Raw genomic sequence first — 22,580 nt, forward strand, 5'->3', positions numbered from 1 at the left:
AGGAAAGGCTACGAAGCCCTGACCCGCGTAATCATTTCCTCATACTGCGACGCTTTTTCGGCCCCTTCAAAGTTGCCGTATTCGCACTTGGCCAAAATATCCGCCGGCGGGAAGATAACCGGGTTGTTCTTATAATCGTCTGGCATCAGCGCCTTGGCGGCAGCGTTTGGCGACGGATACAAGATCGTCTTATAGATTTCGGCCCCTACCTGTGCATCAAGGATATAGTTGATGAAGGCATGGGCATTGTTCGGACGCGGCGCATCGGCGGGGATACACAGGGTATCAGAATTGAGCAGACTGCCTTCTTTTGGGACCACAAAGCCGATGTCGTCATCTTCGGCCATGACCTGCGCGATATCGCCGTTATATTCGATCACGATATCGACGTCGCCGCCTTGCAGCATGTCCTGACCGTTATCTTCGTGGAAGGCGCGGATATTGGGCTTTTGCTTGACCAGCATGGCTTCGATCTGAGTCAGCATTTCGGGCGAGATATTGTTGAGGCTGACGCCCTTATATTTCGCGGCCAGACGGATCAGATCCGCAGATTCCGACAGGAGGGCGATCTTGCCCTTATATTCGGCGCTGTCAAAGACGTATTTCCAGCTATCCGGCACGGTCTTGAACTTCGATTTACGATAACCCAGACCTAAGACCAGCCAGGTATAGGGCACCGAGAACTTATTGCCCGGATCGAAGCTGGGGTTCAGATACTGCGGGTCAATATTCTTCATATTGGGGATCTTGGCGTGATCCAGCGCTTTCAGCAGACCGGCCTGCCCCATGCGGGTGACAAATTCGTTCGAAGGGACGATCACGTCAAAGCCGGAATTACCCGCCTTAAGCTTGGCGAACAATTCGTCATTGGTGGCGAACAACTGCATGTTGACGTCGATGCCCGTGGCGGTCTTGAAGTCCGCAAGGGTCGTTTCACCAATATAGGTGTCCCAGTTATAGAAGTTCAGCTTGGGCTCTTCGGCCCCGTCGGTCGCGGCCTTTTCGGCGGGCTTGGAACAGGCCGAGAAGCTGATGCCGACAGCCGCAGCCCCCAGCCCCGCGAGTAAGGAACGACGATTAGCCAGATGGCGAGGTGAACTCATATCCTGATCTCCTTGATATTCGCGGGCCTCATCATGAAACCCCCTTCATGAAACCGTAATATTAGTAACAGAATACGGGATTAACCCTCTGTCAACTCTTAAGTGTGATCACAGCGCCCACAGCGCACAAACTTAGGCGTTTCTCAAATACCAGTCGTAATCGAGCGCCGTGACTTCCTCATAAAACCGCGCCTGTTCGGTGCGCTTGACCTTGACATACATATCGACGAAACGGTCACCCAAATAGTCGCGCAAGGTTGCCGATTTGTCGAGATAATCAACCGCCGCATACCAGTTGGTCGGCAGGTTAGCCCCCGTCTTGGCGGCGACCTCATAGCCATTTCCGACTACCGCCGGGCCGGGATCGGTTTTATGCGTAATGCCGTGGTGGGCGCAGGCCAAAATGGCGGCCATAACCAGATACGGATTGGCATCGGCCCCGGCAACGCGGTGCTCAACATGGCGGGTGTGCGATGGCCCCGCCGTCACGCGCAAAGACACAGTGCGGTTATTCACCCCCCAGGTCAGGCCGACCGGCGCATAGGAATTGGCCTTAAAGCGCTTAAAGCTGTTAGCACCGGGGGCCAGAATGCCCATGCAATCAGCCAGATGGTCTTTCATGCCACCGATCATGGTTTTCAGCAGGTCTGAGCCCTGCGGATCATCGGACGCGCACAGGTTTTTGCCGTCTTTGTCGGCCACTGAGATATGGACATGGAAGCCCGATCCGGCGCGATCGGCCCACGGCTTGGCCATAAAGGTCGCCTCGATACCCAGCGACAAAGCCACGCCCTTGGCCATGCGCTTATAGAGCACAGCATCATCGCAGGCGCGCAAAGCATCGGGTTTATGCTTCAGGGTCAACTCAACCTGCCCCGGCGCAAATTCTGAAATCGCCCCCTCTAAAGGGATATTCATGACATCGGCGGTTTCCCACAGGGTGCGGAAAAACTCGCCATGGGCCTCAACTTCGGGCAGGCCGTAGACCTGAATGCCGCGCGGGGTCTCACCAGTGTTAAAACCCCTGGCCGGCATCAGCTGACCATCATGGCCGCGCTCAATGTCCACCAGATAATATTCCAGTTCGCACGCTACCACCGGCGTCAGACCATCGGCTTTATAGCGCTCCAGCACCCTCTGCAGAACGTGACGCGGATCAAGGTCATTGGGCGTGCCGTCCAGCTCATACAGCGACAGCATGACCTGACCGACATCATCGCCCAGCCACGGGGCCTCGGTCAGCGTCCCCGGCACAGGGCGCGCGATCCGGTCAGCATCGCCGTCTTCCCAGACAAGGCCGGTCTCTTCGCAGTCGGCCCCCAGCGTATCGACCACCAGAATCGAGCCCGGCAAAAAACGACCATATTCAAAAATCGGCAGCAGTTCATGGCGGCGCAGACGCTTACCCCGCGGTACCCCGGTCATCGAGGTAAACAGGATCTCGAAATAGTTGAGATGCGGATGGGCCTCAAGGAAGGCCTTGGCTTCATCAGGCGTGGCGACCATCGGATGCGGCGGCAAATAAGGTTCGGTCATAGGGCACTCATGGGTTGGCCAGCAGTTTAGCACGCGGTTGCAAGCCTCACCTTAAGAGCGAACGGCCCCGTCCGTCACGCAATATTCGCCATGTGATCACATTTTTTAATTTGGCCGGATGATGCGCCCAAATGCGGATATCGCCGCAACCAGACGGGCGACAGCGTCTGGCGATGTCAATGGGGATATCAGCATCATATTGTGAAAGGGCGCAATCAGCAGGCCCTGATTGATCAGATAAAGATGAAGGGCTTTAAGGTCTAAAGGATTCATGGCGTCACGCATCTGCGCGGCATTTTGCAGCGAATGACCTGCAAACACCAGTTCCACCCGTGCGCCGACATGGACAACGCTCCAGTTCAGCCCCTGTTCGGCGATAACCGCCCGCAACTGCTTTACCAGGTTTTCAGCGCCTTTGATCATATATGCGAAAGCCGCCTCAGTCATGACCTCGGTCAGCATGACCTTCATGGCGGTCATGGCCAGAGCATTGCCGGACAGGGTCGTGCCGATCCCGCTGGCGCCTGCGCCGATGGCCGCCTGCGCCTGATCCATGCGGGCGGAGACCTCATCCGTCACACCCCACACTGCGGCAGGCACCCCGCCCGCGATCGCCTTACCGACCACAAACATATCGGGCTCTAAGCCGTGGGCGCGGGTATAGCCGCCATAGCCCGACGACAGGGTATGGGTTTCATCGATCGCCAAGAGGGTGCCATATTTGCGGGTCAAGGCGCGCATAGCCTCATGAAACCCGTCAATAGGCGCAATCATGCCGCAGTTAGTCATCACCGGCTCACACAGCACGCAGGCGATATCACAATATTTCAGGGCATCTTCGAGGGCATCAAGGTCGTTAAACGGTATGACGGTCGTTGTGTCGGTGAAATCCGCCACCTGGCCGATCAGGCCCTTTTTCATGACCGGTGTACCGTCCTCAAGCCCCACAAAGGCATCATCGACCATGCCATGATAACAGCCGTCGAAGATCAGAATTTTCGGTCGCCCGGTGATCGCCCGCGCCCAGCGGATGACGGCACGGTTGGCATCGGAGGCTGTGGTGGCCACCTGCCATTTGCTGAGGCCAAACCGCTGCGTCAGCAATTCACCGACTTCAACGGCGGCCTCAGTCGGCAGCATAAAGCCCATGCCGTTTTTCGCCTGCTCAGCTATGGCGCGGGCGATTTCCGGGCGGGCATGGCCAAACATCGACGGGGTGTCGCCTAGGCAAAAATCGTCATATTCAAAGCCATCGACATCCCATAATTTAGCCCCTTCGGCACGGGCGGCATAGATGGGAATGGGGGAGGCCCAGTCGCTCATCCAGTGCATCGGCGTCCCGCCCCGCCAGACATGACCTGACCTTTCGGCCAAGGCTTTGGTGTTGGGACGCTCATCCAGAAACCGCGCCGTTTCCGACAGGATGAAATCCATCAGCGGCGTGTTCAGGTCATGGGTGGCGGCGGGCAGTGACGCCACCATCACAGCGCCCCAAAGCTCAGGAACTTGGTTTCCATATATTCTTCGAGGCCCTCAATCGCCCCTTCGCGACCGATGCCGGATTCTTTGACACCGCCAAAGGGGGCTACCTCTGTCGACATCACCCCGTCGTTCAGACCGACCATGCCGTAGTCAAGCGCCTTACCCACCCGCCAGGCGCGCGACACATCCTTGGTGAAGGCATAGGCCGCCAGACCAAACGGTGTGTCATTAGCCAGTTTGATCCCTTCGGCTTCATCCTTGAACTTGATCAGAGACGCCACCGGCCCGAAGATTTCCTCATTAAAAATGCGCATATCGTGGGTCACGCCGGTCAGGACGGAGGGCTTATAAAACAGAGGCCCCTGATCCGAATCGACCCCGCCGCCAACGGTCAGTTTCGCGCCCTTACCCGTCGCGTCCTTAACCAGTGCATCGACCTTATCGACGGCTTTTTGGTTGATCAGCGGTCCAATTTGCGTGGCTTCATCCATGCCGTCGGCCAGTTTCAGCGCCCGCACGGCCTCAGCCAGCTTGCCGGCAAAGGCGTCATAAATCCCCGCCTGCACCAATATCCGGTTGGCGCAGACACAGGTTTGACCGGCATTGCGGTATTTCGACGCCATAGCCCCCGTCACGGCTACCTCAATATCGGCATCGTCAAACACCAGCACCGGAGCGTTGCCGCCCAATTCCAGCGAAATCTTTTTGATGGTCGTGGCGCACTGGGCATAAAGCTTTTTGCCGACCGGCGTCGATCCGGTGAATGAGAACTTTTTGACCAGCGGATCAGACGTCAGGATTTCACCGACTTCGGCCGCCTTGGTCGTGCAGATGATGTGCAAAACCCCGTCCGGCAAACCCGCCTGTTTGGCCAGTTCCACCAAAGCTAACGCCGACAACGGCGTTTCTTCGGACGGTTTTAACACCACCGTACAGCCGGCCGATAAGGCCGGTGCGACTTTACGGGTGATCATCGAAATCGGGAAATTCCACGGGGTGATGGCCGCAACCACACCGACCGGCTGCTGGATGGTCACCAGTTGCTTACCCGGCACATTGGCGGGGATGGTGCGGCCATAGGCACGACGGCCCTCTTCGGCAAACCATTCGACAAAGCCTGCCCCGTAGGCGACTTCGCCACGCGTTTCGCGAATCGCCCGGCCCTGCTCAAGCGTCACGATCTGCGCCAGATCCTCCGTGTGCTCAAGGATCAGGGCGAACCATTTTTTGAGAATATCCGACCGCACCTTTTGCGGCTGCGCGCCCCAATCGGCAAAGGCGGCATGGGCCGCATCAATCGCCTCAAGCGTTTCTTTTGGCCCCGCGTTATGGACATGGCACAAGACCTGACCGTTCGCCGGATTAGTGACCGGAAAGCTGTCGTGATTGGCATGAGCCAATATACGTTTGCCCAGCAGGGCCTTGTGCGCGGCGGTAAGATTCATAGCCATCCCCCTTTAAAAACTGATCGAGACTGACTTGAAGTCGGCATATTTATACAGAGCATGAAGACTGCGATCGCGGCCAAAGCCAGACTGCTTAAAGCCCCCGAAAGGCAGAGTGATATCGCAGGCATCCCAGCCATTGATCCACACAAGGCCAGCTTTCAACGCCTTGGCCGACCGCATGGCCCGGCCGATATCAGCGGTCCATACACCTGAAGCCAGCCCATAGATGGTATCATTGGCGATTTGATACGCCTCCGCCTCACCCTTAAAGGTCAGCACCGACAGGACGGGCCCGAACACTTCCTCGCGCGCCAGAATATTGCCGGGGGTGATGTTGTCCAGCAAGGTCGGTTCAACATAAAAACCACCCGTATCGGATTGCACACGACCGCCGCCCATCAAAACCTGCCCGCCGTCCGCCTGCCCCTTGGCGATATAATCAAGCGCGGTGTTCATCTGGCGCTCAGAGACCATGGCCCCAAATTGGGTATCGGGGTCATACGGGTCGCCGACGCGAATGGATTTGGCCACCGCCATAACCTTGGCCACAAATTCATCGCGGATGCTGTCTTCGACCAGCAGACGCGACGCGGCGGTGCAGACCTGCCCCTGATTATAGAACACGCCCCAGGCAGCGTTTTGCGCGGCGGCCTCCATGTCCGGGCAATCGGCAAATACAATCTGGGGCGACTTACCGCCCAGCTCCAGCGACACCCGTTTGAGGTTCGATTCCGCTGACGCCACCATCAGCCGCCGCCCAACCGGCCCGGAGCCGGTGAAGGCGATCATATCGACCTCCATATGTCGCGCCAAAGCTTCACCCGCCACCTGACCAAGGCCCGGAATGACGTTGAAAACCCCCGCCGGAACCCCCGCTTCAATGGCAAGTGCCGCCGTATAAAGCGCGGTCATCGACGAATTTTCCGCCGGTTTCAGGACGATCGAATTGCCCATGGCCAGCGCCGGGGCGACCTTCCACATGGCCATATGCAGCGGGAAATTCCACGGCACTATCGCACCAATCACCCCCAACGGTTCATGGACCGCGTAGGACAGGCGCGTATCCGGCGACGGGGCGACTTCGCCATAAATCTTATCGAGCGCTTCGGCATAGTAGCGTACCGAATTGATGGCCAGCGGGATATCGACCGCGCGCGCATCGCGGATCGGTTTGCCGGTATCGAGCGTCTCCAATAGCGCCAGATTTTCAGCATGTTCGGCCATCAGATCGGCCAGTTTATGCAGGATTTTCTTTTTCGCTTTCGGGGCCAGCCCGTTCCAGCGGCCATCTTCAAACGCGGTTCGCGCCGACCTCACCGCCCCATCGACATCGGCAGCGTCAAAGGCTGATATCTGATTGGTCAGCGTGCCATCGCGCGGAGCAATATTATCAAAGGTGGCACCCGACGCCGCAGCCCTCCACTGCCCGTCAACAAAACCCTGATCAGGCTTGAACACAGTTTTCAGGGCGGAAATAACCTCAGCCTTGGTGTCAGCCACAGCGGTTATCGGGATCAGGGGGGACGTCAGGCTCATGGAGATCGCACCACGCATTAAGAGCTTGAATTTGTGATCACAATTAGGCCACCTGCGACCCCGCCTGTCAAGCGGCCGCCATAAGTTTGCAGCTTAAAGTAACCACCCCCTGTAATTTTAGGTTCACTTGAATTATATGGGGCGGATGACACCGTGCCCTGTACCCGTGATCGAAGATGCCGATATGGTCGCCGCCATCGCCGCCGTGCGCGATAGCGTCGGCTTGCCCGTGGGCAGCCGCATTGTCGCGGCCATGTCCGGCGGGGTCGATTCGACCGTGGTCGCCGCCCTGCTGCATCAGGCGGGCTACGAAGTCATTGGGGTGACCCTGCAACTCTATGATCATGGCGCGGCGCTCAAGAAAAGCGGGGCCTGCTGTGCCGGTCAGGACATTCACGACGCCCGCGTGGCGGCGGAAAAGATCGGCATCCCGCACTATGTGCTGGATTACGAAAGCCGATTTAAGGACAGCGTGATCGAAGAATTTGCCGATTCCTATCTGCGCGGGGAAACCCCGGTGCCGTGCATCCGTTGTAATCAGACCGTCAAGTTTCGTGACCTTTTGGATGTCGCCCGCGATCTGGGTGCCGAGGCATTGGCCACCGGTCACTATGTCGAGCGTGAGGTGCGCGGCAATCAGGTGCAGATGCGCCGTGCCGCTGATAAGGCGCGCGACCAGAGCTATTTCCTGTTTGCCACCACCCAGGAACAGCTTAATTACCTGCGCTTTCCGCTGGCGCGCATCCCAAAGCCGCAGGTACGCGATCTGGCACGGCAACTGGGCCTGAAAATCGCCCACAAACCCGACAGTCAGGACATCTGCTTTGTGCCAGAAGGCAAATATACCAACCTGATCGACCGGCTGCGACCGGCCGGGCACGCCAAGGGCTCAGGCCGCGATGCCGGTGATATCGTCCACATTGATGGGCGCGTTCTGGGGCAGCACGATGGCATCATCAGCTATACGATCGGTCAGCGCCGCGGCCTCAATGTCGCGGTGGGGGAGCCTTTGTTTGTCGTGCGGCTTGATCCGGTGAAAAAGCACGTCATCGTTGGCCCACGCGAGGCCCTGCTGACCGGCGCGCTGGCGCTGAAGGAACTGAACTGGTTGGGCGATGACGATAGCTTTGCGGCGGCGGCCGCGAAGAAAACCGAAGTTCTGGCCCGCGTGCGCTCGACCCGCCCGCCAGTGCCCGCACAGCTTGACCTCGATAGCGCCGGTCAGCCCATCATGCGCTTTATGGCGGGTGAAGAAGGGGTGGCACCGGGTCAGGCCTGCGTGCTGTATGACCCGGAAGATACCGACCGCGTTCTGGGCGGCGGCTTTATCGCGCGTACAGTCCCTTTGATTTAGATGGGCTGCCCCTTAAGGGCCTTGAGTTCGCCGATGGTGATAGCGTCTTCGTCGCGATCAAACACCAGATCCTTGCGCTCCATCGCCTCACCGCAGTGGGCGCAGTGGCAGATCGGCTCAACCAGCGGATGGCCGCAGCTTTTGTGGAATATCTCGACGCGCGACTTATGCTCACCGTAAACGTGTTTCTTGCCCCAGACATAGAGCCCGGTGATGGTCAGGGCCAGATCGGCCCCCTTGGCGGTCAGGATATACTCATAACGACGCGGCCGTTCATTATAGACGCGCGCCGACAGCAGTTCCTCGGCCACCAGCATCTTGAGCCGCGACGCCAGCACATTGCGCGCCAAACCCAGTTTTTCCTGAAATTGATCAAAGCGGGAAATCCCGCGAAAGGCGTCGCGGATGATCAGCAGAGTCCACGGATCGCCGACGACGTCCAGTGCTGCCGCCACGGCGCAGTTTTGTGATGAATAGTCCGCAGACCGGCCCATGATCGTTATGCCCTCCCCTGAGCTTACGATGACATTGAAAGTCATCGTCTACAGGCAACAGGCTTAAGAATTTCCTTATTAAACTCTTAAATTTAAAAGATTTTTTGTTAACCAAACTTAGGTTTAGGCTTATCGGTCCAGCGCATAGAGCGCCGACAGGGCGCGCCGCATCAGCACTTCGTCACTCGACACAAAATCCTGCTCAAAGGTCTTACCGTTCCAGTAGACCAGAACATCCATACCGGCATCCAGGCTGACCAGAACACTGTCATGGGGCGCACGGAAGCTCTCAGACGCGCAGGCCGCGCCATCGCCGCAGTCACGGCGGAAGGTTTCATCACCGGCAATGCGCAGATTATAGCCTTCTCTGGCCGAAACCGATGTGACCTTAATGTCCTGAGCACCGTCCACACGGTTCAGGCGAACACGGATATCGAGGCGGTCACGAGTTTGATCGCGCACCACCATGACCTCATCACGGCGGCCATCACCATCAAAATCACCGCCCAGAGCCGCATCAGAGACCGGAGACAATGACTCAGCCGTCATAGCGGGCAGAATCGTCTTGGCCGAAGCCATCTGCGCCCCGCACAGAACAACCGACGCCGCCAACAAACCTGCAATGACTTTAAAAGCCTTCGTTTCCATCACTTTACCCTGTTACAATTTACCTTTTATCCGGGCCATCGTGCCGGTTTAAACCAGTTTCGATGCCCTTAAGCTTTTATTAAGCAGGTTTAATGCCAGCCATGACGGCTGAACCTGTCATCAGACTGACACAAGGATTAACGCAGGTAAAGTAAAACTGTTAACCATACAGCATTTTGAAACGCCGAAGTTTTCATATATCGCAGTTACGTCAAATCGGACGCCGATTCACCGTCTTCCAGCCCCGGTTCATACGGCCACAGGACATTGACGGGCGCGATATGAGATCGCGACAGATGGGACGCCTGCGGTAACGGGGGCCTTATCGGCTGACAATCGGTTTCGCTAATGAGCTGCGACAGGGTGACGGCCCCCAGGCTTAACAGAATCATAGGACTTACTCCCGGCGGATGGCCACGCGATAAATTGAGAATAAGTCGCATTTTTAAATTCTAGCAAGTCTTTTTTGATCAATCCGTTGTGAAGAGTTTCCACACCATTACAAAGGCCAGTACACCACCCGCCGGATCAGATTATGCGCCGCCGGGGCCTGACGCGGGCTGCCGAACGCACGTAAGGAGGTCGCGCCACGGGTCACATCAATGCCCTGACGCCGTGCGCGCACCACCACCTCATCCGGGTCTCCGCACACCACCGGCATGACCCAGTAAGCGTTTTTTGTGGCGTCGGTCGCCAGCAGGGTCGCCCCTTTGGGCAGGCCGATCGCCACCTCTATGGCGCGGTTACGGCGTTTTCTCAGGTCATGGACCTGCCCCAACCGCCGCGCCAGCAGCCTGAGCAAGGTGCGCGGCGGACGGTAGCGGATCTGGGTCAGGATATCGCCCCCAGAAAATCCGCGCGCCAGCCGACCGATAGTGGCGTCAGGGTCCATACCCATCCCCTCCAGCAACCGGATGATCAGCCCATAGATCAGCGGCGATGACGCCAGCTTAAGCCCCGCAATCTTCACTGCCCGCGCCCGCAGCCAGCCATTGCCGCGCATGGGCCAGTGATTCAGGATCGCGCTCATGGCCTCAGCCCGCTCAGGTGCGCTGACTACCGCCACGGCCCCGCCTAGCGCCGTCGCCCGCTTGACCGGGCCGAACGAAAACAGGCTGAGATCGGCCGCCGGATCGCCGCGATGGAAATCACCGCAAAAGGCCTGAGCGGCATCCTCGATCAGCACGGCCTCATAACGGCGGCAGACCTCAGCCAGCGGCTTTAAGTCCGATACCGCGCCATAAAGCTGAGCGATGACCACAATGCGCGCGCCGCTGTTTTTCAGTGCGGCCTCAAGGGCTTGCGGCGTCGGCAACAGGGTTTCCGAGACGATATCGACAGCATGGACATCAAGGTCGTGGCTCTCGGCGATCATGCGCATGGTTTCGATATTGACCGCACTCATGACGATCGATCCTGCCCCCAATTCGGGGATCAGGGTGGTCAGCGCCGCATCAAACAGGGTACGCACCGACAATCCCGCCACTACGGGCCGGTCACCCCCAAACCCACAGGCAATCTTTAATCTTAGTGACGCCTCATCCTCGGCCACCGGCATGAACACTGACAACAGGTCTTTAAAACCGATATCGAGTTTCAGGCGGGGCTTCATGGGCTACGGCCTCAGAACCATCTCGCCCACGATCGCCGGGCCGGGGGTGACACTGAGCGGCGTGCCGTCCGCTCCGACATCGGACCACTGACTGCGGGCGATGAAGATCAGTTTATTGCCGACCACCTGCAGCCCGGTCGGTTCGCGCAGCCCTTCGCCCCCGCGCAGCAAGGTTTCGGCGCGGCTGATGGTTTTCCAGTCCGCCGACAGGCGCAGGCGCAAAATCCGGTCAGGCTTGATGCCGTTCTGAATGGCGATCAGGTCATTGCCATAGCGGGCCAGGCCATCAACGCCGAGCAAGGTGATATTGGCGGGTGCTTCCAGCCGATCCATATCGCCACTGTCGAGATTGATCCGGTAAAGCCCGGAACTGTAATCAGAGACAATCAGCACATTGCCGGCTTCGTTTTCGACCAACCCTTGCGGCGAGCCCATATAGCCTTCAGGGATCAGCACCTCAAACGCACCGCTATAGTTATTAAGGCGCAGCACCTCACCCTTTTGGCCATCGCTAACATAAAGATCGGTCTTGCCCGCGAAGATATCGCCGAACCGGCGCGGTGCCGTCTCGTCCGTAAAGCGGGCCTTGATTTGCCCGCTCAGGCGGTCGATGTGCAGCACTTCGGCCAACGCCGGCTTAGCCGGATCATAGCCTTTGGTGACCGCCCCGGAAGAGGTCGCCACCCACAGGTCATCACCACGCAAGGCCAGACCATAGGCCCCAACCCCTTCCGGCAAGCTATAAAGCGGATTCAGCACGCCATTATTGACGACATTAACCGCCCCACGGCTCAGAGCGCTGAGATAGGTTTTGCCGGACTTCGCCTCAATCGCCAGCCCTTCCGCCACGCTCAAGGCCGCATGGCGCTGCACCGGCTTGAACGTGCCGATCGGTTCACTATTGGCGATCAGTTGCTGGTCCAGCTTGGCGTCCCACAAAGGCGACAGTTGCGGATAGCTGGATTTACTGACGACCATGCCGCGCGCCAGATAGTCGCGCAGGCTGGCTTTCGCTTCAGCGGTTTTACCGGCCCCGACACGGGCCTGAGCCGACAACAGCAGCAGCGCGCCCGATGACGGCATAATCTTCAGGGCCTCATCACTGGCGGCGACCGCCTTATCCCATTCCTGGGCCTGCACGGCGCGAGCGGCTTCGATTCGTAAGGCGCGAAACCGGCCCAGATCAGAGTCAGGGTCAACCGTCTGGGCGGAAACCGGCAAGACCGCGAACGCCATCAGACCCGCACACCAAACAGCCCTCAATCGCCCCCAAAGCTGCCTCATATCCATCCTTTCTTTTGCCCTCGCCGGGCGGCAGCATCCGCCGCCTTGGCCGCTGCCGCAATGGCGGCTGATTGGAATGATTCATGAGAAAAATCATTCCACTCTAGTTTTACGAATTCGTCATACGGTCGCCGATCACCAGTTTAAGCGGTACCGCCGTAGTGGTTTTAATGGAGCGGACAATGATGCGGCTTTCAACCGAAGACACCAAATCGGAGGCAAGCAACTGATCGCGCAGGAAGTCGTCATAGGCATGCATGTCACGCGTCATGATCCGCAGCATATAGTCTTCGCGGCCCGTGACCGTGGCGCATGACACCACTTCCGGCCATTTGTCGAGATTAGCTTCAAACGCCTCAAGGTTCTCCCGCGACGGCACCGACAGCTTAATGCCGGCATAGACTTCAAACCCCAGCCCCAGCTTTTCCGGATCAAGCACGGTGACGCGCTTTTTGATCACGCCGATGTCTTCCAGCCGTTTGATGCGCCGCCAGCACGGTGACGGCGACAAGCCGACCTTTTCGGCGATTTCAGCCACCGACAGACTGGCGTCTTCCTGAATGAGATCAAGAATTTTGGCATCCAGCTCGTCAATATTATCGGACAACTTATTTTCTCCCAGGGGCAAAAACCGATAAAGTTTTCCCGAAACGGGGGCGTTTTTGCTAATATCTACCTAGTACATCCCTAAAGCCGCGCCAAGTCATGAAAAACGGTTAATGCGCAAAAATATGGATTTCCGAAGAAAACCGTCCTATCACCAGCGATTAGAAACGGAAGACAACATGCGCATACTTAATCTCATGCTGGCCAAAGGCCGTGGCGGTCTGGAGACCATGGCCGTGCGCTACCATCAGGCCCTGTTGGCCGCCGATCATGAGGTCATGAGCCTTGGCCACCCGCAGGGCGAACTGGCGCGCCTGACGGCACCCTTTGCGCCGATTGTCTCGCATTTCAGCCATGACCCGCTGGCCGCGCTTGCCGTGCGTCGTCACGTCTCGCGGTTTCAGCCTGACCTGATCCTGTGTCACGGCAACCGCGCCATCGCCACCGCCGTTCACCCCCTAAGCGGCGGGGCCGGTAAGACGGTGGCCGTGGTCCATAATTTTCGCTTCAAACGCGATATCGCCAGGGCCCGTGCCGCCTTAACCGTCAGCCGCGCCGTACGTGACGCCCTGCACAACGCACACCCTGAGCTTACCATTTTCGACATGCCCAACTTCGCACCGTTGGAGGCCCGTCCGGTCAAGTCCGCCCCCACAGACGTGCCGGTCATCGGCGCGCTGGGGCGGCTGCATGTCAATAAGGGCTTTGATATCCTGCTTGAGACTGTGGCTGAACTGGTGCGCGGCGGACGTGAGGTACGGCTGCGTATCGCCGGCGACGGGCCGGAAAAAGCCGCGCTTGAAGCCCAAACCGCCACCCTTGGCCTTGGTGATCGCGTTGAATTTTGCGGCTGGGTGGACAGCCCCGCCGATTATCTGTCGGGGCTTGATCTGTTTGTCCTGGCATCAAGGGTTGAACCGTTCGGCCTTGTGGTGACCGAAGCCATGGCCGCGGGCGTGCCCGTCATTGCCTTCGATATCGACGGCCCGCGTGAGATTTTGCAGCCCACAGGCTCTGCCCCGCTTGGTGGGCTGTGTGCATCGCAGGATGCACAGGCTTTGGCTCAGGCCATCACCACCACCATGGATGACTGGCCCGCCACCCTTGCCCGCGCGGATATGGCACGCACCATGGCCCTTGATACCTACGGTCAGGACGCGGGGGCTGCGCGTCTTTCACAGATATTATCGTCTCTGGTATAAATAGGCTTGAAGCCATCCGCCTTATTGGTTATAGGCGTGGCCCTTCCCTAAAGGCGTTGACTACTCCGCCGTGAAGGGCAAGGACAGAACCCGTGGTTGGGTAGCTCAGATGGTTAGAGCGGTGGATTCATAACCCACAGGTCGGCGGTTCGATCCCGCCTCCAACCACCACTTCTCTCTACTGTATTTTTGCAACCCACAGGTCGTCAACGTGCTGGCGCATAACCTGAGGAATTGGCGCGTCTTTTTCTTTGCACCGGGTTATTCTGAAATCAGTTCCACCAAAGGCTAAGACGCATCTATAATAAGCTTCTGCAAATGCCTTAAATTTAAGTTTCATTTAAATTTATATACATATAAGATAAATATTTCTTGCCAAGCTAGTGCTACTCCTTATGGCGCAGCAGGGGCAGGCGCTGAAATCGGAAATGGACAGCTTTGTCTGATAAAAAACACGGCACACGGGAGGACGCGATGAAAAAACTATCCAATTTTACTTACTGGCCGCTAAAGCTGATGGTGGGTTTACCGCTGACGGTATTTGCCATCGTCATAGTGGTTCAGTTGCCAAAGTTATGGAGTATGATGGAAGGCGATCCTTACCGGCTGGGGTTCGCGGTGCTGCAAGGTGGGCTGCCGGTATTGCCGTTTGTGTTTTATGCGCTGGCGATCTGGTTCGGGGCGGACATGATTGCGCGGGTAAAGCCTGACACAGTGCTGGAACCCATACTAATCAAGGGGTTGAAACGCAGCGGACTGTGCCTTGGGGCCGGATCAATAGCGCTTTTTGTGAGATCAAGTCTGTGGATTCGGCAAAATATCTACGGCAACGACATCGCCCCGCGGCAGGGCCTTTCCATCGATTTTTTCCACGCGACCATTGCCCTGTTGATCGGCCTTATCCTTTATTGTCTGGCGGAGCGCATCCGCCTGATGCAGGTCAAACGTGAAAAACTTACCTCTGAACTGAGTAATTTTGTCTGATGCCTGTCCGCGTAACTCTTGATGTCATGCTGGCGCGCCGAAAGATGCGCGCAAAAGATCTGGCCGCGCAGGTCGGCATATCGGAAACTCAGATGTCCTTGCTACGCACAGGTAAGGTCAAGGGTATGCGGTTTGATACCCTGTCGAAGATTTGCCTGCTGCTGGGATGTCAGCCCGGCGACATACTGGAATATGATGCCCGTGAAAGTGATTTAACCACTGGCATAGAGTGACGCCCTATTCCGGTCACGGTTTTGGAGACTATATTGTAGCCATGACCAAAGCCCTGCTCATCACCGCCGCCCTTATGGCGCTACCGCTTACTGCCCCGGCGCAGGAAACCGTATCAGCGCCCGAATTTGCTCAGGACGGCGCCGAATGGATAACCGAAGTCACGGTCACCGCCAACCTGCCGGGACCAGCGATCTGGCGGGTCAAAAAAGGCGACTCCGAGGTTTATATCCTGGGCGCCATGCCGGTCATGGTGAAGCGCATCCCATGGGACGACGCGCGCATCCGCCGGGTGCTGAAACAGTCCAACGTCCTGCTGACCGCCCCCGAAGCCGAGGTCGGATTGATCGGCCTGACCAAACTGCAGATGAACAAACGTCTGCCGCTTGGTAAAAAGCTGGATGAGGTTCTGCCCAGCGACATTTCACAACGGTTCTATGCTCTGGCGGACGCTTATGGTCTTGATCGCGATAAGTATAAGAAGGCTTCGCCCCTGTGGGCGGCGGCAGCCCTGCGCGCGGACATCTACGAAAAGGCGCAGATCGCCACGCTTGATCCTGAGAAAACCCTGAAACGGTTCGCCAAGGAAGACCGGCTCAAAACCCGACCGACCGGTTCTTATAGTGCGGCCAAGATCATCTCGCGCGTCGGTCAGTTCTCCAAGACACAGGAAATGTCGTGCGTGCGCGCCACGCTGGATGAGATCGAATTTTCCACAAAAAATGCCCGCGCGGCGACGGAAGCCTGGGGGCACGGCGATCTGAAAACCGTGCAAAAACTGTCACCGGACTCAGCCCTTTTGGCCTGCCTTGAAGGCGCGCCCTCAACCTCGGCCATGCTGGGGCGCACGATTGACCAGACCGTGGGATCGATCACTAAAGCGCTGGAGACGCGGGGGAAATCAGTCATCGTCCTGCCGCTCAGCGCGCTCCTGTCGCAGGGCGGCGCGTTGCAGAAACTGAAAACGCAGGGTCTGGAAATTACCGAACCCGCATTATAAAACCGATACATAGCGCGTGTAGATCAACAGCATGAAAGCGCTTTTACTTACCTGTTTCGTCATGATCTGGGCCACATCTCTGGTCAACAGCGCCCACGCGGAAACACCGCTCTTACTGATGAGCTACAATATCCGCTACGATAATCCCGACGATGTGCCGCCCTGGACGGAGCGCCGACCGCACATGGCGGCTCAGATCGCCTTCAACGATCCTGATATTTTCGGCGTGCAGGAAGCCCTGATCCCTATGGTCGGCTATCTGACCCAAAACCTTAGCGGCTACGCGCATTACGGCGTCGGACGGGATGACGGAGCCGAAGCGGGCGAAACCACCACGATCTTTTATCGCCGCGACCGCTTTGAGCGCCTGTCAGCCCAGACCCTGTGGTGTTCAAAAACACCGGATCGTCCGTCAAAGGACGCCGATGCCGACCTGCCGCGCACCTTTACCCGTCTGATCCTGCGCGACCGGGTCAGTGGTCAGGTGCTCGATATCCGCAATGCCCACTTTGATCACAAAGGCGCGCAGGCCCGCGAAAACTGCGCCCGCCAGATTATGGCCTTAGCGCCTGCCCCCGATGCCTTTCTTATTATCATGGGCGATTTCAATACCGGCCCCAAAAGCGCGCCCTACAGGATATTGAACGCAGGCCCCTTACGCGATGCCCGCAGTGTCAGCCCGATCGTCTTTGGCCCGAAAGGCACCTACAATGGCTTTGATATCCGCCGCACCGATGGCGAGGCCATAGATCACATATTTATTGATCGCAGACTTCGGGTCACCCGCTTTGGCACCCTGACCGACAGTTTTGAAGGCAAGGTCATATCCGATCACTTTCCGCTGATGACCGAAGTCCTTTTACCGTGAGTTTTCAACACATCTCCGGCGGAATGGCGGAAACTCACAAAAATTTCTTATAGCCCGTCCTTGACTCTTTTCCGGCGCGACACTAACTCAAGGGTGCGTTAGCACTCACATGTGTCGAGTGCTAACAACCTTTCCATATTGAATCGGAGACATCTCATGAGCTTTCGTCCGCTGGGCGACCGCGTTGTGGTCAAAAGAGTAGAAGAAGAAGCCAAGACCAAGGGTGGGATCATCATCCCCGATACCGCTAAAGAAAAGCCGCAAGAAGGCGAAGTCGTCTCGGTCGGCCCCGGTGCCCGTAACGACAAGGGCGACATCGTCGCTCTGGAAGTCAAGGCTGGCGACCGCGTCCTGTTCGGTAAGTGGGGCGGCACCGAAGTCAAGATCGACGGCGAAGACCTGCTGATCCTGAAAGAATCCGACATCTTGGGTATCGTGAACCGCTAGTTTTAGCGCTCCGCCTGAAATTCCAATAACGCAACCAACCTAGGAACACTAAAATGGCTGCTAAAGACGTATTATTTGCTTCCGACGCGCGCGATAAGATTTTGCGCGGCGTCAACATCCTCGCCAACGCTGTGAAGGTAACGCTGGGCCCCAAGGGTCGTAACGTCATCCTCGAAAAATCCTTCGGCGCCCCACGTTCGACCAAGGACGGCGTTTCGGTCGCCAAGGAAATCGAACTGGCTGACCGTTTCGAGAACCTCGGCGCTCAGTTGATCCGCGAAGTCGCGTCCAAGACCAACGACAAGGCCGGTGACGGCACCACGACCGCGACCGTTTTGGCCCAGGCCATTGCCGTCGAAGGCCTGAAATCCGTCGCTTCGGGCCGTAACCCGATGGACTTAAAGCGCGGCATCGACAAGGCCGTCATCATCGCCGTCGCCCAGATCAAGGCGTCGTCGAAGAAGGTCACGACCAACGCTGAAATCGCTCAGGTCGGCACCATTTCGGCTAACGGCGACAAAGAAGTCGGCGAAATGATCGCTAAGGCGATGGAAAAAGTCGGCAACGAAGGCGTCATCACCGTAGAAGAAGCCAAGACCGCTGAAACCGAACTGGATGTCGTTGAAGGCATGCAATTCGACCGCGGCTACCTGTCGCCGTACTTCATCACCAACCCTGACAAGATGGAAGCGGTCCTCGAAGACCCTTACATCCTGATCTTCGACAAAAAGATCTCGTCGCTGCAGCCGATCCTGCCGGTTCTCGAAGCCGTTGTCCAATCGGGCAAGCCTTTGCTGATCGTTGCCGAAGACGTTGAAGGCGAAGCCTTGGCGACCCTGGTGGTCAACCGTCTGCGTGGCGGCCTGCGCGTAGCAGCCGTTAAGGCCCCTGGCTTCGGCGATCGCCGCAAGGCCATGCTGGAAGACATCGCAATCCTAACCGCCGGTCAAGTAATCAGCGAAGACATTGGTATCAAGCTTGAGTCGGTCACGCTCGACATGCTCGGCCGCGCCAAGAAGGTCACGATCACCAAGGACAACACCACCATCGTTGATGGCGCCGGTGAAAAGTCCGAGATCGAAGGCCGCGTCGCTCAGATCAAGACCCAGATCGAAGAAACCACCTCTGACTACGACAAGGAAAAGCTGCAAGAGCGTCTGGCGAAGCTCGCCGGTGGTGTTGCCGTGATCCGCGTCGGTGGTTCGACCGAAGTCGAAGTTAAGGAAAAGAAGGACCGCGTCGATGACGCCCTGAACGCGACCCGCGCCGCCGTTGACGAAGGTATCGTCCCCGGTGGTGGTACGGCGCTGCTGAAGGCATCGCTGGCCCTGACCGACCTTAAGGGTGACAATGATGACCAAACCGCCGGCATCAACATCGTCCGTCGCGCCCTGCAGGCCCCGATCCGTCAGATCGTGGAAAATGCCGGCGTCGAAGGCTCGATCGTTGTGGGTAAGGTTCTGGACAATGCTTCGCCGACCTTTGGCTTCAACGCTCAGACCGAGCAGTATGTCGACCTCGTCGCTGACGGCGTGATCGACCCGGCCAAGGTTGTGCGTACAGCTCTGCAAGACGCGGCGTCCGTGTCGGGCCTGCTGATCACCACCGAAGCGGCTGTGGTCGAGTCCCCTAAGAAGGAATCGGCAGCGCCTCAAATGGGCGGCGGCGGCATGGGCGGCATGGGTGGTATGGATTTCTAATCCATTCGGGGAAAAGTCCTTCGCTAACGCTCAGTGTACTTTTCCCCGGCTCATTATCGAGATCATTTTTTCGGGCCAAGCCCTGCAAAAATGCTCACATGTTAATTGGAAAGAGCGGGTCGAAAGGCCCGCTCTTTTTTATGTATTTAATGGCGATGCTTGAAAATATATTCGGAATTGTTGAGTTAAATAATAATGCAATTTTGCATAGAAACCTTATTTTAATTTAGTCATAATTGATACGTTATTTGAATAAGGAATGACAGTTATGACCTTTGATTTTTCAAAGATTGATGTAGATACGCTTTATACTTATTGTGAGCGTATATTTACTATGGACAAACATTCCGATCTCGACCTGTCTCTTGCGAAAGCGGAATTGCAGCCCGCCATTGACGCTGCTGCGGTCGATCATCCTCAATTTTCCCGCTTCCAGTAAATGGGGTGATCAGACCGCGACCTTGAACCCATCTGTCACAAAACAAATACAGACCTGGTAAAAGACCTACACACAACAAGGTCATTAATTACCCTCCACACACTTTTTGGAGGGCGCTGTGTCCGATATCAAACTTACCGGTCGTCATGATGACGGCGATTTTCAGTTAAATACATCGAACAACCCAAGCCTGAGCGATGTTATCGAACAGCGTAATTCCCGCCGCCAGATTCTGGGCGGTATGGCCTCAGTCGCCGCCCTGTTCGGCCTGAGCGCCTGCGGCAGCGATGACGACGACAAGGCACCGCTGGCCGTAGTATCGGCGGGCGGCGCAGGCGCCACCACCTCTGGCCGCATGGTTACCCTGACCGGTACGGCGTCAGGTTCGTCCAGCGTATCCTGGACGCAAGTGTCTGGTCCGGCGGTTACGCTATCTGGTGCTGATACCGCCACCGCCACCTTCATGGCCCCCAGCGTTTCGGCAGCCACTCCGCTGGTGTTCAGCTTTACGGCTAAGAACACAGCGGGCTTTCCATCTTCGGCCAACGCGACCGTAACGGTCAGCCCCGCGGTGCTGGGCTTCACCGCCGTGGCCAAGAACAAAAACGACATCGTCACGGTACCCGAAGGCTATACGGTTTCGGTACTTTACCGTCTGGGCGACCCAATCCTGGCAGGCGTTGCGGCCTATGCCAATGATGGTTCCGACACCAACTTTGCCGGGCGCGCTGGCGACCACCACGACGGCATGGCCTATTTCGGCCTGGCGGCCACGGGTACGGCGCGCGATGTCAATAGCTCGACCCGCGGGCTTTTGGTCATGAACCATGAAAACATCACCGCACCGTACCTGCACGTGAACGGCGTTACCGCCGGGGCCACACGTCTGGAATCCGAGGCCATCAAGGAAATCGAATGTCACGGCGTCGCCGTGGTCGAAGTGACCCGCGCCTCTACCGGTGCCTGGAACTATGTTCAGGGTGGTGCGCTCAACCGCCGTATTACGCCGCTGACGCCGATGGTGTTCAACGGACCGGTGCGCGGCGACGATCAAATCAAGACCGTCTATTCGACGAACGGCACCGCCGGTCGCGGCACGATCAACAACTGCGCTAACGGCGTCAATGCCTGGGGCACCTATCTGACCTGCGAAGAAAACTGGGCCGGTTACTTCCGCCGCGCCGCCGGTGACAACGCCAACCGCAGCGCCAAACAAGTGACATCGCTTAACCGTTATGGCGTGACACAAGGCGCTGCCGGGGCCAATAACTGGGCCACGGTCACCGCCGCCAATGCCGCCGATCAGGCCAATTTCTCAAAGTGGAATGTCACGGTCGACACCACCAAGGCGGCTGATGGCACCGGCGATTACCGCTTTGAGGCCAATCAGTACGGTTGGGTGGTCGAAATCGATCCGTATAATGCCAATTCAACCCCGCGTAAGCGCACCGCGCTTGGCCGCATGGGCCATGAAGGGGCCTGGCCTGCCAACTTCGTCGCCGGTCGTAAGCCGGTCTTCTATATGGGCGACGACTCGCGCGGCGAATATTTCTATAAGTTCGTGTCGGCAACCCCTTGGGATGCGGCGGATGCCAACGCCAGCGATCGTCTGGCCGTCGGTGACAAATACCTCGATAACGGCACGCTCTATGTCGCCCGCTTCGATGCCACGGGTCAGGGCGCTTGGTTGCCGCTGGTCTTTGGCACCGGTGTTCTGACCGCCGCCAATCCGACCTACGCCTTCGCCAATCAGGCCGATGTGCTGATCAATACCCGTCTGGCCGCCGACGTGCTGGGTGCGACCAAGATGGACCGTCCGGAATGGGCCGCCGTCAACCCCGCCAATGGCGAGGTTTACCTGACCCTGACCAACAACAATGCCTCGAACCGTCCTCTGGCCGGCACCAACGCCGCCAACCCGCGTCACTACAATGATCCGGTCGGTGCTTCGAACAACTTCGGCAACCCGAACGGTCATATCATCCGTCTCAAGGAAGCCGCCAATAACCCGGAATCAACCGCCTTCCAGTGGGATATCTACCTGTTCGGGGCTGGGGCTGATCTGGATGCCACCAACATCAACATCTCCGGCCTTGATGCCACCAACGATTTCTCCAGCCCTGATGGTCTGTGGTTCTCACGCCCCAGCAATGCCGCCGGTCTGGTCAATCCGCTGCTGTGGATTCAAACCGACGACGGTGCTTATACGGACGTGACGAACTGCATGATGCTGGCGGCCATGCCAGGTACGGTCGGCGATGGTGCTGCGCGCACCATCACCAACACCGGCTCGGGTGGGGCTACGGCCACGCAGGCCACCTTTGTCGGTAAGGCACCGGGCATGCAGCTTCGCCGCTTCCTGGTCGGGCCAAAGGAATGTGAGATCACCGGCATTGACTCGACGCCGGACGGTCGCACCCTGTTTGTTAACATCCAGCATCCGGGTGAAGGTGGCTCGGCATCGGCTCCGTCGTCCAACTGGCCTTACAGCCAGTCCGGCACGGCGGCAGGTCGTCCGCGCTCAGCCACAATCGTCATCACCAAAAATGACGGCGGCGTGGTCGCTCTGTAAGCGCGAAGTCTTAAATTCGTCTGGAAAGAGCGGG

21 protein-coding genes and 1 tRNA gene are annotated in these 22,580 nt (G+C 57.7%); 11 read left to right on the plus strand and 11 right to left on the minus strand.

Translation table 11 applies throughout. The features are described 5' to 3' along the window. Positions 1–8 precede the first annotated feature (8 nt). The 5 genes from OVA03_RS08755 to OVA03_RS08775 all read right to left on the minus strand — a co-directional run bounded on the left by OVA03_RS08755 (position 9) and on the right by OVA03_RS08775 (position 7,105). Positions 9–1,103: an ABC transporter substrate-binding protein gene (locus tag OVA03_RS08755; protein WP_267523732.1), complete on the minus strand. Its 1,095-nt coding sequence runs from the start codon at positions 1,101–1,103 to the stop codon at positions 9–11. Between the two features lie 132 nt (positions 1,104–1,235). Then, the gene (locus OVA03_RS08760; RefSeq protein WP_267527700.1) at positions 1,236–2,609 is read right to left on the minus strand and encodes a glutamine synthetase family protein; all 1,374 of its coding nucleotides are present in this window, start codon (positions 2,607–2,609) and stop codon (positions 1,236–1,238) included. A gap of 135 nt (positions 2,610–2,744) precedes the next feature. After that, entirely contained in the window at positions 2,745–4,121 is a 1,377-nt protein-coding gene (locus OVA03_RS08765; protein ID WP_267523734.1) for an aspartate aminotransferase family protein, read from the minus strand. Further along, positions 4,121–5,566, minus strand: coding sequence for an NAD-dependent succinate-semialdehyde dehydrogenase (locus tag OVA03_RS08770; RefSeq protein WP_267523736.1), 1,446 nt, complete (start codon positions 5,564–5,566; stop codon positions 4,121–4,123). The genes OVA03_RS08765 and OVA03_RS08770 overlap by 1 nt, the downstream gene beginning before the upstream one ends. Positions 5,567–5,578: 12 nt before the next feature. Further along, positions 5,579–7,105: an aldehyde dehydrogenase gene (locus tag OVA03_RS08775; protein ID WP_267523738.1), complete on the minus strand. Its 1,527-nt coding sequence runs from the start codon at positions 7,103–7,105 to the stop codon at positions 5,579–5,581. Positions 7,106–7,250: 145 nt separating this feature from the next. Here OVA03_RS08775 and mnmA point away from each other — a divergent pair, with 145 nt between their 5' ends. Beyond that, the gene (gene mnmA / locus OVA03_RS08780) at positions 7,251–8,459 is read left to right on the plus strand and encodes a tRNA 2-thiouridine(34) synthase MnmA (protein WP_267523740.1); all 1,209 of its coding nucleotides are present in this window, start codon (positions 7,251–7,253) and stop codon (positions 8,457–8,459) included. Here the strand turns inward: mnmA and OVA03_RS08785 are convergent. The 6 genes from OVA03_RS08785 to OVA03_RS08810 form a co-directional block, all read right to left on the minus strand. After that, the gene (locus tag OVA03_RS08785) at positions 8,456–8,953 is read right to left on the minus strand and encodes a winged helix-turn-helix transcriptional regulator (protein WP_267523742.1); all 498 of its coding nucleotides are present in this window, start codon (positions 8,951–8,953) and stop codon (positions 8,456–8,458) included. The genes mnmA and OVA03_RS08785 overlap by 4 nt on opposite strands. 129 nt (positions 8,954–9,082) lie before the next feature. After that, positions 9,083–9,601, minus strand: a complete 519-nt coding sequence (locus tag OVA03_RS08790) for a hypothetical protein (RefSeq protein WP_267523743.1) — start codon at positions 9,599–9,601, stop codon at positions 9,083–9,085. A 206-nt stretch (positions 9,602–9,807) separates the two neighbouring features. Next, complete coding sequence (locus OVA03_RS08795; RefSeq protein WP_267523745.1) at positions 9,808–9,993, minus strand: hypothetical protein; 186 nt, start codon at positions 9,991–9,993, stop codon at positions 9,808–9,810. Between the two features lie 107 nt (positions 9,994–10,100). Next, complete coding sequence (locus OVA03_RS08800; protein ID WP_267523746.1) at positions 10,101–11,213, minus strand: DegT/DnrJ/EryC1/StrS family aminotransferase; 1,113 nt, start codon at positions 11,211–11,213, stop codon at positions 10,101–10,103. A gap of 3 nt (positions 11,214–11,216) precedes the next feature. After that, a complete protein-coding gene (locus tag OVA03_RS08805) occupies positions 11,217–12,449 on the minus strand; it encodes a hypothetical protein (RefSeq protein WP_267523748.1) in 1,233 nt (410 codons plus the stop codon). 157 nt (positions 12,450–12,606) lie between these two features. Further along, complete coding sequence (locus OVA03_RS08810) at positions 12,607–13,104, minus strand: Lrp/AsnC family transcriptional regulator (protein WP_267523750.1); 498 nt, start codon at positions 13,102–13,104, stop codon at positions 12,607–12,609. Between the two features lie 178 nt (positions 13,105–13,282). On the opposite strand from OVA03_RS08810, the gene OVA03_RS08815 reads away from it, so the two are divergent. From OVA03_RS08815 to OVA03_RS08860, 10 genes are all read left to right on the plus strand, one after another. Next, on the plus strand, positions 13,283–14,305 hold the full coding sequence (locus OVA03_RS08815; RefSeq protein WP_267523752.1) for a glycosyltransferase: 1,023 nt from the start codon (positions 13,283–13,285) through the stop codon (positions 14,303–14,305). A 94-nt stretch (positions 14,306–14,399) separates the two neighbouring features. After that, positions 14,400–14,476 (plus strand) — tRNA-Met (locus OVA03_RS08820). 303 nt (positions 14,477–14,779) lie between these two features. Then, a complete protein-coding gene (locus OVA03_RS08825; protein WP_267523754.1) occupies positions 14,780–15,289 on the plus strand; it encodes a hypothetical protein in 510 nt (169 codons plus the stop codon). Next, complete coding sequence (locus OVA03_RS08830; protein WP_189485404.1) at positions 15,289–15,522, plus strand: helix-turn-helix domain-containing protein; 234 nt, start codon at positions 15,289–15,291, stop codon at positions 15,520–15,522. The genes OVA03_RS08825 and OVA03_RS08830 overlap by 1 nt, the downstream gene beginning before the upstream one ends. 41 nt (positions 15,523–15,563) lie before the next feature. Beyond that, entirely contained in the window at positions 15,564–16,520 is a 957-nt protein-coding gene (locus OVA03_RS08835) for a TraB/GumN family protein (RefSeq protein ID WP_267523758.1), read from the plus strand. Positions 16,521–16,551: 31 nt separating this feature from the next. After that, positions 16,552–17,388 carry an endonuclease/exonuclease/phosphatase family protein gene (locus OVA03_RS08840; protein WP_267523760.1) on the plus strand — a complete coding sequence of 279 codons (837 nt, stop codon included), beginning with the start codon at positions 16,552–16,554 and terminating at the stop codon, positions 17,386–17,388. Between the two features lie 156 nt (positions 17,389–17,544). After that, positions 17,545–17,835: a co-chaperone GroES gene (groES, locus tag OVA03_RS08845; protein WP_189485402.1), complete on the plus strand. Its 291-nt coding sequence runs from the start codon at positions 17,545–17,547 to the stop codon at positions 17,833–17,835. 53 nt (positions 17,836–17,888) lie between these two features. After that, positions 17,889–19,535, plus strand: a complete 1,647-nt coding sequence (gene groL, locus OVA03_RS08850; protein ID WP_267523763.1) for a chaperonin GroEL — start codon at positions 17,889–17,891, stop codon at positions 19,533–19,535. A gap of 268 nt (positions 19,536–19,803) precedes the next feature. Further along, positions 19,804–19,974 (plus strand): hypothetical protein, encoded by a 171-nt coding sequence (locus OVA03_RS08855; protein ID WP_267523764.1) that lies wholly within the window; start codon positions 19,804–19,806, stop codon positions 19,972–19,974. Positions 19,975–20,092: 118 nt separating this feature from the next. Next, a complete protein-coding gene (locus OVA03_RS08860) occupies positions 20,093–22,546 on the plus strand; it encodes a PhoX family protein (RefSeq protein WP_267523766.1) in 2,454 nt (817 codons plus the stop codon). Positions 22,547–22,580: the final 34 nt, after the last annotated feature.

The sequence above is a fragment of the Asticcacaulis sp. SL142 genome, assembly GCF_026625745.1.
Classification (GTDB): Bacteria; Pseudomonadota; Alphaproteobacteria; order Caulobacterales; family Caulobacteraceae; genus Asticcacaulis.